Below are 12,526 nucleotides of genomic sequence, written 5' to 3'. Positions count from 1 at the left end.
TTCTCATCTCTTCTTGGAATCACACGTAAATCCAACGCGCAAATCCTATTTTAGCGCCTATGGGCGAAGGCCGGGACCCATAACCACAGGGTTGAGTTGTTGAAGCGAGCTGTGGCCCCACCGCCGCAAGCCAATTCGCATTCGTGGTTATGGGTCCCGGCCTTCGCCGGGACGACACGAGTGTTTGTGGCGCAGTCAGCGATCCGAACTAGCTAATGGCTGATCATCCACGGACGCGCGGTCGGAAATCCCTTCGCGCCGCTCCTGGTTTTGGTCACCAGCCGCGCCGGCTTCTTCTTTCCCGTGGAGCAGCAGCCGCAGCCCGGACCGTGCGAGGCCTTGTACTGATCGAGCGTCTTCGGCGCATGACGGCTCTGTTCGTTGGTGGCGTGCGCCTTGCGCTTGTCCGAGGGCATGCAGAAGAAGGCCGGCGCGGTCAGGATGACGCGCGGCGCTTCTGTTTCGCATTGCGGACAGTCCTGCGGCAGGTCGCATTCGGCCATCGGCCGCATGTCGGTGAACGGGCCGCAATCGTTGCAGAGATATTCGTAGACCGGCATTGTCGTATCCTTGCGCAAAGTGTGTTTCCCGCGATGGATGCGGGGCGGCCACTAGCCGGCCGTCCCGCACCCGTCGCGCAGGGATCACTTGTCGAGCGAGATCGGCATCTGGATGTCGCCCTTGATGTGCTTGATCGGTCCGGCCGATGACGGCATCACGTCGAAGTCGAAGATCTCCGTCGGCAACCACAGCGTGGCACAGGCATTGGGCACGTCGACCACGCCCGAGATGTGGCCCTGGCATGGCGCGGTGCCGAGGATCGAATAGGCCTGGGCGCCGGAGTAGCCGAACTTCTTCAGATACTCGATCGCGTTCAAACAGGCCTGGCGATAGGCGATGTGAACGTCGAGATAGTGCTGCTTGCCGGCCTCGTCGACCGAGATGCCTTCGAAGATCAGATAGTCCTTGTAGTTCGGCGTGATCGGCGACGGCTTGAACACGGGGTTCTTGATGCCGTATTTCGCTACGCCATCCTTGATGATATCGACCTTGATATGCAGCCAGCCGGCCATTTCGATGGCACCGCAGAAGGTGATCTCGCCGTCGCCCTGGCTGAAATGCAAATCGCCCATGGAGAGGCCGGCGCCCGGCACGTAGACCGGGAAGTAGATCTTCGAGCCGCGTGACAGATCCTTGATGTCGCAATTGCCGCCATGTTCGCGCGGCGGCACGGTGCGAGCGCCCTCAAGACCGATCTTGGCCTTGACGTCGCCCTTGGCCTGGCCGGCATGCGCGGTCGGCGCAAACGGCGGATTGGCGAGGCCAGGCACGCGGGTCGGGTCGGTCGCGATCAGCTCGGCTTCGCGCTTGTTCCAGGTTGCCAGCATCTTCGGATCGGGCAGACAGCCGATCAGGCCGGGATGGATCAGGCCGGCGAAGTTGACGCCGGGGATATGACGCGACGAGGTGTAGAGGCCCTTGATGTCCCAGATCGACTTCTGCGCCAGCGGGAAGTGATCGGTGAGGAAGCCGCCGCCATTCTGCTTGGAGAAGAAGCCGTTGAAGCCCCAGAGGCTCTCCTTGAGCGGGCCGACGTCGAGCAGGTCGACGACCAGGAGATCGCCGGGCTCGGCGCCCTTGACGCCGATCGGGCCGGACAGGAAGTGCACGATCGAGAGGTCGATGTCGCGTACGTCGTCGGCCGAGTCGTTGTTCTTGATGAAGCCGCCGGTCCAGTCGACGGTCTCGATGATGAAGTCGTCGCCCGGGCTGACCCACTCGACGATCGGAACCTCCGGATGCCAGCGGTTGTGGATTTTGTCGTTTTCATAGGCCGACTTGTTCAGATCGACCTTGATCAGTGTATCAGGCATCGCGATGCTCCCCTTGGTTTACTGACTACGTTGAAACTTCGAACGTGATGTTGTCGAAAGCCGCTTCCTACTTTCTCGGCTTACGCTTTAGACAGACAGGTATTTCGAGATCTGCGCGGCATCGACGCTGGCGCGCGGATCGTCGCGGACGATCTCGCCGTTCTCGATGACCAGCACCCGGTCGGCGATGTCGAGCGCGAAGCTCAAAACCTGCTCGGAGACGACAATCGACAGGCCGCGCTCGTCGCGAATGCGCTTCAAGGTCCGCGCCATGTCCTTGATGATCGATGGCTGGATGCCCTCGGTTGGCTCGTCCAGCAGCAGCACCTTCGGCTTGGTCGCAAGCGCACGGGCGATCGCCAATTGTTGCTGTTGCCCGCCGGAGAGATTACCGCCACGGCGGCCCTTCATCTCCAAAAGCACGGGGAACAGTTCGTAGATATCGCCAGGCACCTCAGAGCCACCGGAGACGACAAGCCCGGTCTCGATGTTCTCCTTCACCGTCATGGTGGAGAAGATCATGCGGCCCTGCGGCACATAGGCGAGGCCCTTGGCAACCCGCTGGTAGCTCTTCATGGTGCCGAGTTCGGTGCCGTCCATAGTCACCGAGCCGCTCTTGGTCGGCAGAATGCCCATCAGCGATTTCATCAGCGTGGTCTTGCCCATGCCGTTGCGGCCCATGATCGCGACGATCTCGTTGGACGCGACCTGGACATTGAGGCCGTGCAGCACCTCGCTCTGGCCGTAGGCGACGTGGAGATCGTTGATTGCCAGCATCGATGCGTTCCTATTTCCTGCGCATGATCTTGTCCGGAAACCGGACGCCACTTTCCGGGATCATGCGCTAGTGGCCCAGGTAAACTTCAATGACCTTCGGGTCGTTCTTGACGTGCTCCATGGTGCCCTCGGACAGGATCTGTCCCTGATGCAGCACGGTGACCTTGTGGGCGATGTCCTCGACGAACTTCATGTCGTGCTCGATCACCAGCACCGAGCGGTCCTTGATGATGCGGTTGAGCAGCTCGGCGGTCTTGGCGCGCTCGGACACGCTCATGCCGGCAACCGGCTCGTCGAGCATCAGCAGATCCGGGTCCTGGATCAGCAGCATGCCGATCTCGAGCCACTGCTTCTGGCCATGGCTGAGCTGGTCGGCATAGGTGTTGAGCCGATCCTTCAGGAAGATCATCTCGGCGACCTCCTCGACCCGCTGCTTGACCGCGTCGTCGCGCTTGAAGGCCAGCGAGCCGAACACGGTGCGGCCGCGCGGGTAGGAGATTTCGAGGTTCTCGAACACGGTGAGGTCCTCGAACACCGACGGCGTCTGGAACTTGCGCCCGACGCCGGCCTGCACGATCTCGTTCTCGCGCAGCCTGGTCAGCTCCTGGCCGCGGAACTGGATCGAGCCTGATGTCGCCCTGGTCTTGCCGCAGATCAGGTCGAGCACCGTGGTCTTGCCGGCGCCGTTCGGGCCGATGATGACGCGGATCTCGTTCTCTTCAACGTAGAACGACAGATCGTTGACCGCCTTGAAGCCGTCAAAAGAGACGGTGAGGCCGGAAACCGCGAGCAGGAAGTCTTTTGGCTGGTGACCGATGAGCATAGTGATCCCTCCTCACTCGGCCGGTGCGCCGTCGGCGACATAGCCGGGCGCCGATTTCGGTTTGCGTGATGCCAGCAAGCGGTCGATGCGCGGCTGGACATAGTCCGCCCAGATCCCGGACAGGCCATTCGGGAAGGCCAGCACGACCGCGATGAACAGCGCGCCGAGGCCGAACAGCCAGAGCTGCGGGAAGGATTCCGAGAGACTGGTCTTGGCGAAGTTGACCAGCAGCGAGCCCCAGACCGCGCCGAAGATCGACATCCGGCCGCCGACCGCGGTGTAGATCACCATCTCGATCGAGGGCACGATGCCGACAAAGGACGGCGACATGAAGCCGACCTCGAGTGTGAACAGCGCGCCGCCGATCGAGGCGAACACGGCCGCGGCGCAGAACGCGAAGATCATGAAGTTGGCAACGCTGTATCCGGAGAAGCGCACGCGGTCCTCCTGGTCTCTCATCGCCACCAGGATGCGCCCGAGTTTTGTCAGGCGGATGAATTGCGCGGCGATGATACAACCGAACAGCAGCACGACCTCGACGAAGTAGAGGATAAACTTGGCGTGGTCGGTGCGGATATCCCAGCCGTGCAGCGTGCGCAGGTCGGTGATCCCGTTGATGCCGCCGGTGTAGCCCTGTTGCCCGACGATCAGGATGGTGAGGATCGCCGCGATCGCCTGCGTGATGATCGCAAAGTAGACGCCGCCGACCCGGCGCTTGAACATCGCAGCACCAATGATGAAGGCGAAGAACGCGGGCACGACGAGGATCGCGAGGATCGTCAGTGGAAAGCTGTGGAACGGTTTCCAGAACAGCGGTATTTGCGTGATCTGGTTCCAGTCCATGAAATCAGGGATGCCCGGCGTCGACTGGATCTTGGTGTTCGCGACGCTGGAGGCCTCGAGCTTCAGATACATCGCCATGCAATAGCCGCCGAGGCCGAAGAACACGCCCTGCCCCAGGCTCAGAATGCCGCCATAGCCCCAGCACAGCACGAGGCCGATGCCGACGAAGGCGTAGGTCAGGTATTTGGCGACCAGATTGAGGCGGAAGATATCCAAGAACAGCGGGAGAATGACAAAGAGTACGAGCGCCAGCGCGAAGAAGCCGATGAGTTCGGAGCGATTGAAAAAGCGCGAGTTGATGACCATGACTTTTATCGCCTGCCTGTTCTTATTTGCGGACCTTGAGCGCGAAGAGCCCCTGCGGCCGCACCATCAGGATCCCGACGATCGTCAGCAGCGTGATGACCTTGGCCATCGATCCCGACAGGAAGAACTCCAGCGTTGACTGGGTTTGCGAGATCGAGAAGGCAGAGGCGATGGTCCCGAGCAGGCTGGCGGCGCCGCCGAACACGACGACCAGGAAGGTGTCGACGATATAAAGCTGGCCGGCGGTCGGTCCGGTCGAGCCGATCATGGTGAAGGCTGAGCCTGCGATCCCGGCGATGCCGCAGCCGAGGCCGAAGGTGTAGCAGTCGACCTTCTCGGTATTGATGCCGACAGCGCCCGCCATCACGCGGTTCTGCACCACGGCGCGGACCTGCTTGCCCCATTTCGACCAGTACAGCACATAGGCCACGGCAATGGTGATCAGCATGGTCAGCGCCATCACGAACATGCCGTTGATTGGAATCTGGATCGAGTCGGTGGCCGGCCAGGAGCCCATCATCCAGTCGGGCAGTTCGACGCCGACCTCGCGCGCGCCGAAAATCGAACGATAGGCCTGCTGCAGGATCAGGCTGAGGCCCCAGGTCGCCAGCAGCGTATCGAGCGGGCGTTTGTAGAGATGGCGTATCAGCGCCCACTCGACCAGCATGCCGAGCGCGCCCGAGGCGATGAACGCCAGTATCATCGCCAAGAAGAAGTAGCCGGGAAACAGCGAGGGCGCGAAGTGCTGAACCGCGTTCGACGTCATCCAGGTGACGTAGGCCCCTAAGATCATGAACTCGCCATGGGCCATGTTGATGACGCCCATCTGGCCGAAGATGATGGCAAGCCCCAGCGCCATCAGCACGTAGACGGAGAACAGGATGAGCCCGGCAAAGCCCTGCATCGCAAGGATGGCGCCGAGATCGCCAATTGAATAGTCGCCGAGCATGCCGTTCTCCGTCATTCCAGGGGGCTGGCGCCGCGACGCGTCGCGACGCCCGATCGTGGGACGTGGACGGGGACCGTCCACGCCGCGATGCGTTGAGAGAGGCGCGCTAGACGCCTCGTCTCACTGGTAGCCCTTCGGGAACGGATCCGGCTCGACGAGGTCGGCAGTTTCGAAGATCAGCTCGTACTGGCCGTCGGCCTTGGCGCGTCCAACGCGGGTCTTCGACCAGAGGTGATGGTTTTCGTGGATCCGGACATAACCTTCCGGCGCGCCCTTGAACTCGACGCCCGGCGAGGCCGCCGCGATCTTGTCGATGTCGAAGGAGCCCGCCTTCTCCGCCGTTAACTTCCACAGCCACGGGCCGAGATAAGCAGCTTGCGTGACGTCGCCGATCACGGTCTTCTCGCCCCACATCTTCTTGAAGGCGGGCACGAAGGCCTTGTTGTTGGCATTGTCGAGCGACTGGAAGTACTTCATGCAGGCATAGGCGCCCGCAATGTTCTCGCCGCCGATGCCGTCGATTTCGTCCTCGGTCACCGAGATGGTCAAGAGCGTCTGCTTCGACAGGTCGATGCCGGCCGCCTTGAGCTGCTTGTAGAAGGCGACGTTGGAGCCGCCGACGATGATCGCATAGATCACGTCGGGCTTGGTCAGCTTGATCTTGTTGATGACCGAGTTGAACTGGGTCGAGCCGAGCGGGAAGTATTCTTCGCCGACCACCTTGCAGCCCTGCAGATGGCCCTCGATGTGCTTGCGCGCGATCTTGTTCGAGGTGCGCGGCCAGATGTAGTCGGAACCAAGCAGATAGAAGCTCTTCGCGCCCTTGGTCTTGGTGACCCAGTCGAGCCCCGCGATGATCTGCTGGGTCGCTTCCTGGCCGGTGTAGATGACGTTCTTGGACTGTTCGAGACCCTCGTAGAAGGTCGGGTAGTACAGCATGCCGTTGTACTGCTCGAACACCGGCAGCACCGCCTTGCGCGAGGCCGAGGTCCAGCAGCCCATTACGGCGGCGCATTTGTCGTTGACCAGCAGCTTCTTGGCCTTTTCCGCGAAGGTCGGCCAGTCGCTGGCGCCGTCTTCCTGGATGAACTTGATCTTGCGGCCGAGCACGCCGCCGGCGGCGTTGATCTGCTCGATCGCGAGCTTCTCGGCTTCCACCGACCCGGTCTCGGAGATCGCCATGGTGCCGGTGACGGAGTGCAGGATGCCGACCGTGACTTCGCTATCGGTGACTGCAAGGCCCGTGGTGTTGACCGCGGAAGTTGCGGGGACGTCCGCGAACGAGGGACGCGGCAACATCGTAATGGCGGGCAACGCGGCCATTCCCATCAAGAGCTTGCGCCGAAGTGGCGACTTCAGGCCTGGTTTTGATACGTCTGACATGAGCACCCCATTGGTTCGAGAACGCTTATTGGTGGGGCAAGGATTGCTTACTTTTGTGCAGCGCACTGATACGTGAGATCGCGTATACTGCACCGCAAAATAGCGACGTAGGTTTCTGGTACGGGAATTGCCAGCAACAAGAGGGCTTTCCTGGATCAGGAGTAACGCGAAGTGGCAGGGCGGCAGCGGATTGACCGCGTCAGGCGCCAGTACAACCAGTGGGTTGCAAACCAGACGCTGGAAGACTACGCGCTCCGCTTCACCGCCAAGAGCGCGCGGCGGTGGTCGGCCGCCCGCGTCGCCAACACCGCGCTCGGCGCGATCTCTTTCCTGGCTCTGGAAGCGATCGGCGGCACCATCACGCTGAATTATGGCGCGATGAACGCCTCGGCCGCGATCCTGGTCGTCAGCGTCATCATCTTCCTGTGCGGGCTGCCGATCGCCTACCACGCCGCCAAATGCGGCATCGACATCGACCTGCTGACCCGCGGCGCCGGCTTCGGCTATATTGGCTCGACCATCACCTCGCTGATCTACGCCTCGTTCACCTTCATCTTCTTCGCGATCGAGGCCGTGATCCTGGCAAGCGCGCTCGACATGTGCTTCGGCATTCCGCGGCCGATCGGCTATCTGATCAGCGCGGTCGTGATCATTCCGCTGGTGATCTACGGCATCACGCTGATCAGCCGCTTCCAGCTCTGGACCCAGCCGCTGTGGATCATCCTCCACATCATGCCGTTCGCGGCGATTGCCTGGGCCAATCCGCACTCGTTCTCGGAGTGGCGCAAATTCGCCGGCGATCATGGCGACCCGTCCGGCCATCTTGACCTGCTGCTGTTCGGCACCGCGGCTTCCGTCGTGTTCGCCCTGGTGGCGCAGATCGGCGAGCAGGTCGACTTCCTGCGCTTCCTGCCGCGCGACCGCCGTACCTCACGAAAAGCCTGGTGGATCGCGCTGCTCAGCGCCGGCCCCGGCTGGATCGTGCTCGGCGCGCTGAAGCTGCTGGCCGGCTCGTTCCTCGCCTTCTTCGCGCTCAGCCACGGCGTCCCCGCCGAGCACGCCGCCGAACCGGCGAACATGTATCTTGAGGCGTTCCGTTACGTGCTGTCGCAGCCCGATCTGGCGATGGCGCTGACCGGCACCTTCGTGATCCTGTCGCAGGTCAAGATCAACGTCACCAACGCCTATGCCGGCTCGATCGCATGGTCGAACTTCTTCTCCCGCCTCACCCATAGCCATCCCGGCCGCGTGGTGTGGCTGGTGTTCAATGTCGTGGTGGCGTTGCTGTTGATGGAGATCGGCGTCTACAAGGCGCTGGAGCAGACGCTCGCGCTCTATTCCAACGTCGCGATCGCCTGGGTCGGCGCGCTGGTCGCCGACCTCGTCATCAACAAGCCACTCGGCTTGCGGCCGCAGCACATCGAGTTCAAGCGCGCGCATCTCTACGACGTCAACCCGGTCGGCGTCGGCGCGATGACGATCGCGACCGTGGTCTCGATCAGCGCGTTCTACGGCCTGTTCGGGCCGACCGCGAAGGCGCTGTCGGCGTTCGTCGCGCTCGCGGCCGCCTTCATCGCCGCGCCGCTGATCGCCTGGGCCACCGACGGCAAATACTACATCGCGCGCAAGCCGAAACGGAGCTGGCAAAACCTCGAGTCAATCCAGTGCTGCATCTGCGAGCATTCCTTCGAGCCGGAGGACATGGCCTCCTGCCCGGCCTATGCCGGCCCGATCTGCTCGCTGTGCTGTTCGCTCGATGCGCGCTGCCATGACCTCTGCAAGCCGCATGCGCGTGTCCAGGCGCAGCTGTCCGAGACGCTGGGCAAGTTGCTGCCGGCGCCGATCTACGCCCGCATCAACTCGCAGCTCGGGCATTATCTTGGCGTGTTCGCCGTTTCCGCCGGGCTCGTCGGACTGGTGCTCGGGCTGATCTATCTGCAGACCTCGGCGACCGTGCATGCCGGCCCGTCTTTGGGCGACGTGCTCTTGAAGGTGTTCTTTGCGCTGATCCTCATCATCGGCGTGGTCGCCTGGCTGTTCGTGCTGGCGCAGCAGAGCCGCCGCGCAGCGGAGGAGGAAACCAGGCGGCAGACGACGCTGTTGATCCAGGAGATCGACGCCCACAAGCGCACCGATGCCGAGTTGCAGCGCGCCAAGGAGGTTGCCGAGTCCGCCAACCTCGCCAAGAGCCGCTATGTCGTCGGCCTGAGCCACGAGCTGCGCTCGCCGCTGAACGCGATCTCCGGCTACGCGCAGCTGCTGGAGCAGGACAACAGCCTGCAGACGCGGCCGCGCGACCAGGTGCGCGTGGTCCGCCGCAGCGCCGATCATCTGTCGGGGCTGATCGACGGCATCCTCGATATTTCGAAGATCGAGGCCGGACGGCTCTATCTCTCGCGCGACGAGGTACGGCTGACCGATTTCCTCGACCAGCTCGTCGGCATGTTCCGACTGCAGGCCACCGCCAAGGGCGTCGACTTCGTGTTCAAGCGGCCAAACGTGCTTCCCGTCGTGGTCTATGCCGACGAGAAGCGGCTGCGGCAGATCCTGATCAATTTGCTCTCCAACGCCATCAAGTTCACCCAGCGCGGCAGCGTGCGCTTCATTGTGCATTATCGCAGCCCGGTGGCCGAGTTCGAGGTCACCGATACCGGGCCGGGCATCAAGTCCGACGATCTCGAGCGCATCTTCGCGCCGTTCGAGCGCGGCGCGCTCGGCGTCTCGCAGCCGCAGACCGGCACCGGGCTGGGCCTGACCATCAGCCGCCTGCTCGCCGGCGTGATGGGCGGCGACATCAAGGTATCAAGCACCGTCGGCGCCGGCAGCACGTTCCGCGTCAAGCTGCTGCTCTCAGAAGTCACCAACCCCCGGCGCGATGCGCCGGTCGATGCCCCCGTTTATGGCTATCTCGGTCCGCGCAAGACCATCCTGGTCACCGACGACGACCCGACCCATCGCGACCTGCTGCGCGAGGTGCTGACGCCGCTCGGCTTCATCCTGCTCAGCGCCCCTGATGGGCCGGGCTGCCTCGCGCTCGCGCAGCATTGCCGGCCCGACCTGTTCCTGCTCGACATTTCCATGGCCGGCATGGACGGCTGGACGGTTGCTGAAACCCTGCGCACCGCCGGCCATCACCAGGCGCGCATCCTGATGGTCTCGGCGAGCGCGCTGGAAGCGCACGGCGCGCCGATGGCGCAGCCGTTCCACGACGGCTATCTGATGAAGCCGATCGACATCCCGCGGCTGCTCGAAACCATCCGCCAACTGCTCAAGATCGAATGGCAGTACGAGGCCGCGCAGGTCGTGGCCCCGCAATGGAAGCCCGAGAGCGGCACGCGGCCACCGGTGAAATATGTCGAAGAACTGATCGGCCTCGGGCAACTCGGCTATATCAGGGCGATCCAGCTCAAGCTCGACGAGATCGGCAACGAACTCCCCGAGCATGCCGACTTCGTCGGGCAGATGCGAACGCTGATCGACCGCTTCGATCTTGACCAGTACATGGCGACGTTAAAGACATTGCACAGCTATGACCATTGAACAAAAAAAGCGCGACGTCGCCCTCGTCGTCGACGACTCCCCCGAAACGCTGCGACTCCTGACCGACGCGCTCGACGGCGCCGGCATGACGGTCATGGTGGCGCTCGACGGCGCGTCGGCGATGCGGATCGTCGACCAGATCACGCCCGATATCGTGCTGCTCGACGCTGTGATGCCCGGCATGGATGGGTTCGAGACCTGCAGGCGACTCAAGCGCGACGCCGGGCTCGATGGCGTGCCGATCATCTTCATGACCGGATTGGCCGAGACCGAGCACATCGTGCGCGGGCTGGAAGCCGGCGGCGTCGACTATGTCGCCAAGCCGATCGTGGTCGAGGAGATGCTGGCACGTATCCGCGTCCACCTTGCCAATGCGCGTATGACCCAGAGCGCCCGCGCCGCGCTCGACGTCTCCGGCCGTTATCTGCTGGCGGTCAACAGCGCCGGTAAGCTGCTATGGGCGACGCCACAAGCGCAGAAACTGTTGTCGGATACATTGGCCGATGACGCCGAGGATTTCGTATTGCCGGACCCGATGCCGCAATGGCTGGACCAGGCGCAGAAGGGCAAATCGGGCGCGAAGACTGCGACCATGGCGTCCCTCCCCGGCAACGAGCAGCTCCGCTTGCAATTCATGGGCAAGCTTGGCCCCAACGAATTCCTGCTGCGGCTTGCCAAGGACACCTCAGGCGACATGCCCGCCGAATTCTCCAGCGAGCTTGGCCTGACCACCCGCGAAGGCGAGGTGCTGTCCTGGCTCTCCAAGGGCAAGACCAACCGCGACATCGCGCAGATCCTGGGCCTCAGCCCGCGCACGGTGGACAAGCATCTGGAGCAGATCTATTCCAAGCTCGGCGTCGAGAACCGCACCGCCGCAGCGGCGATCGCGGTGAATGCGAGACACCGGAAGGGGTGAGGTTTCCTTCTCCCTCGCCCCGCTCTTGCGGGGAGAGGGTTGGGGTGAGGGGCTTTCTCCGCAAACTCGATAACAAATCGACTCGCGGTAACTCACCCTCATCCGGATCGCATTGCGCTTCGCTGCATGCGATCCGACCTCTCCCAGCAAGCGGGGCGAGGTAACTTTTAAGGCCGCTTCGCTACCCATCCAGCCCGCTAATATCAGCCACCAGCACCGAGCCCGTCACCGACTCCGTGATGTACAGCCGGTCACGGTTGACGCCGCCGATCGCCACATTGGTACAGCTGTGCCCGGCGCAGGACTTGATCCGCGCGATGCACTCGCCGTTCGGCGCAAAGACGAAGACATGGCCGAGCGAGGCGTGGGCGACGAACAGCCGCCCTTTCATATCCATCGTCATGCCGTCGGGTCCGCTCGGCCCGAACATCGTGCAGAAACGTCCGACCTTCGAGACGCTGCCATCCTTCATGAACGGCGCGCGCCAGACCGCGTTGTCGCGTGTCATCGCGACGAACAGCACGGCCTCATGCGGATCGAGCACCAGGCCGTTGGGACTGATGCCGGTGTGGATCAGGCAATCGAGTTGCCCGTTGGTGCGCAGCCGATAGACCCGGCCGGTCGGATCGTGCAGGCCGGTCTGGCCCTGGTCGGTGAAATAGACGTCGCCATTGGATGCGATATGCAGGTCGTTGCAGCCGCGGAACGATTCCGAATTGCGCGAGCGTAAAAGCGGCGTGACCTTGCCCGAGACGGCGTCGAGCTCCACCAGCCCAAGCCTGTAATCGGCAATCAGGATGCGTCCTTTGGCGTCGATCTTCAGCCCGTTCGGCCAGCCGTCATATTCGGCGACCAGCGACCACGTCTTGTCCGGTGCGATCCGAAAGATGCGGCCGAACGGGATATCGACGATGTAGAGATTGCCCGACGCATCGAACGACGGGCCCTCGATGAAGCAGTCGGTCACCGCGCCCGGCCGGTTGGCATCGGCCCACTCGGTCGCCACCTTGCGGCGGAATTCGGCGGGGACGGCGGAGAATATCCCGGTTGGAATCAGTTTGGGCGGCGTTTCCAGATACATCATTTTTTTGGTTCACCCGTTGGCGGAACGGGTT

General features: G+C 62.9%; 10 protein-coding genes. 2 read left to right on the top strand and 8 right to left on the bottom strand.

What is annotated here, in order from left to right; translation table 11 throughout:
• Positions 1-212: 212 nt before the first annotated feature.
• From UP09_RS12605 to urtA, 7 genes are all read right to left on the bottom strand, one after another.
• On the bottom strand, positions 213-560 hold the full coding sequence (locus tag UP09_RS12605) for an FmdB family zinc ribbon protein (protein ID WP_044538474.1): 348 nt from the start codon (positions 558-560) through the stop codon (positions 213-215).
• 84 nt (positions 561-644) lie between these two features.
• Positions 645-1,874, bottom strand: a complete 1,230-nt coding sequence (gene fmdA, locus UP09_RS12600) for a formamidase (protein WP_044538473.1) — start codon at positions 1,872-1,874, stop codon at positions 645-647.
• Between the two features lie 87 nt (positions 1,875-1,961).
• The gene (gene urtE, locus UP09_RS12595) at positions 1,962-2,651 is read right to left on the bottom strand and encodes an urea ABC transporter ATP-binding subunit UrtE (protein WP_044538472.1); all 690 of its coding nucleotides are present in this window, start codon (positions 2,649-2,651) and stop codon (positions 1,962-1,964) included.
• Between the two features lie 67 nt (positions 2,652-2,718).
• Positions 2,719-3,474: an urea ABC transporter ATP-binding protein UrtD gene (gene urtD / locus UP09_RS12590; RefSeq protein ID WP_044538471.1), complete on the bottom strand. Its 756-nt coding sequence runs from the start codon at positions 3,472-3,474 to the stop codon at positions 2,719-2,721.
• Between the two features lie 12 nt (positions 3,475-3,486).
• Positions 3,487-4,623 carry an urea ABC transporter permease subunit UrtC gene (urtC, locus tag UP09_RS12585; RefSeq protein WP_044538470.1) on the bottom strand — a complete coding sequence of 379 codons (1,137 nt, stop codon included), beginning with the start codon at positions 4,621-4,623 and terminating at the stop codon, positions 3,487-3,489.
• A 22-nt stretch (positions 4,624-4,645) separates the two neighbouring features.
• On the bottom strand, positions 4,646-5,572 hold the full coding sequence (urtB, locus tag UP09_RS12580; RefSeq protein ID WP_044538468.1) for an urea ABC transporter permease subunit UrtB: 927 nt from the start codon (positions 5,570-5,572) through the stop codon (positions 4,646-4,648).
• Positions 5,573-5,692: 120 nt separating this feature from the next.
• On the bottom strand, positions 5,693-6,901 hold the full coding sequence (urtA, locus tag UP09_RS12575; RefSeq protein WP_502689046.1) for an urea ABC transporter substrate-binding protein: 1,209 nt from the start codon (positions 6,899-6,901) through the stop codon (positions 5,693-5,695).
• A 225-nt stretch (positions 6,902-7,126) separates the two neighbouring features.
• Between urtA and UP09_RS12570 the strand changes: the two genes are divergently transcribed.
• Positions 7,127-10,495 carry a hybrid sensor histidine kinase/response regulator gene (locus tag UP09_RS12570; RefSeq protein WP_044538466.1) on the top strand — a complete coding sequence of 1,123 codons (3,369 nt, stop codon included), beginning with the start codon at positions 7,127-7,129 and terminating at the stop codon, positions 10,493-10,495.
• The gene (locus UP09_RS12565) at positions 10,485-11,411 is read left to right on the top strand and encodes a response regulator transcription factor (protein WP_044538465.1); all 927 of its coding nucleotides are present in this window, start codon (positions 10,485-10,487) and stop codon (positions 11,409-11,411) included. Before UP09_RS12570 ends, UP09_RS12565 begins: the two co-directional genes overlap by 11 nt.
• A 181-nt stretch (positions 11,412-11,592) precedes the next feature.
• Here UP09_RS12565 and UP09_RS12560 read toward each other — a convergent pair whose 3' ends face one another.
• Positions 11,593-12,495, bottom strand: coding sequence for an SMP-30/gluconolactonase/LRE family protein (locus UP09_RS12560; protein WP_197082659.1), 903 nt, complete (start codon positions 12,493-12,495; stop codon positions 11,593-11,595).
• Positions 12,496-12,526 lie beyond the last annotated feature (31 nt).

Source organism: Bradyrhizobium sp. LTSP885 (assembly GCF_000938305.1).
Lineage (GTDB): Bacteria > Pseudomonadota > Alphaproteobacteria > Rhizobiales > Xanthobacteraceae > Bradyrhizobium.
The sequence above is the reverse complement of the archived record's forward strand: the minus strand, read 5'-3'. Positions and strand labels throughout refer to the sequence as shown.

What these genes read in the sequence shown, in the direction of transcription:
- urtA (WP_502689046.1), bottom strand. Translation starts at nt 6,901, where the DNA reads ATGGGAATGGCCGCGTTGCCCGCCATTACGATGTTGCCGCGTCCCTCG.
- urtD (WP_044538471.1), bottom strand. Translation starts at nt 3,474, where the DNA reads ATGCTCATCGGTCACCAGCCAAAAGACTTCCTGCTCGCGGTTTCCGGC.
- fmdA (WP_044538473.1), bottom strand. Translation starts at nt 1,874, where the DNA reads ATGCCTGATACACTGATCAAGGTCGATCTGAACAAGTCGGCCTATGAA.
- UP09_RS12605 (WP_044538474.1), bottom strand. Translation starts at nt 560, where the DNA reads ATGCCGGTCTACGAATATCTCTGCAACGATTGCGGCCCGTTCACCGAC.
- UP09_RS12560 (WP_197082659.1), bottom strand. Translation starts at nt 12,495, where the DNA reads ATGATGTATCTGGAAACGCCGCCCAAACTGATTCCAACCGGGATATTC.
- urtE (WP_044538472.1), bottom strand. Translation starts at nt 2,651, where the DNA reads ATGCTGGCAATCAACGATCTCCACGTCGCCTACGGCCAGAGCGAGGTG.
- urtB (WP_044538468.1), bottom strand. Translation starts at nt 5,572, where the DNA reads ATGCTCGGCGACTATTCAATTGGCGATCTCGGCGCCATCCTTGCGATG.
- UP09_RS12565 (WP_044538465.1), top strand. Translation starts at nt 10,485, where the DNA reads ATGACCATTGAACAAAAAAAGCGCGACGTCGCCCTCGTCGTCGACGAC.
- urtC (WP_044538470.1), bottom strand. Translation starts at nt 4,623, where the DNA reads ATGGTCATCAACTCGCGCTTTTTCAATCGCTCCGAACTCATCGGCTTC.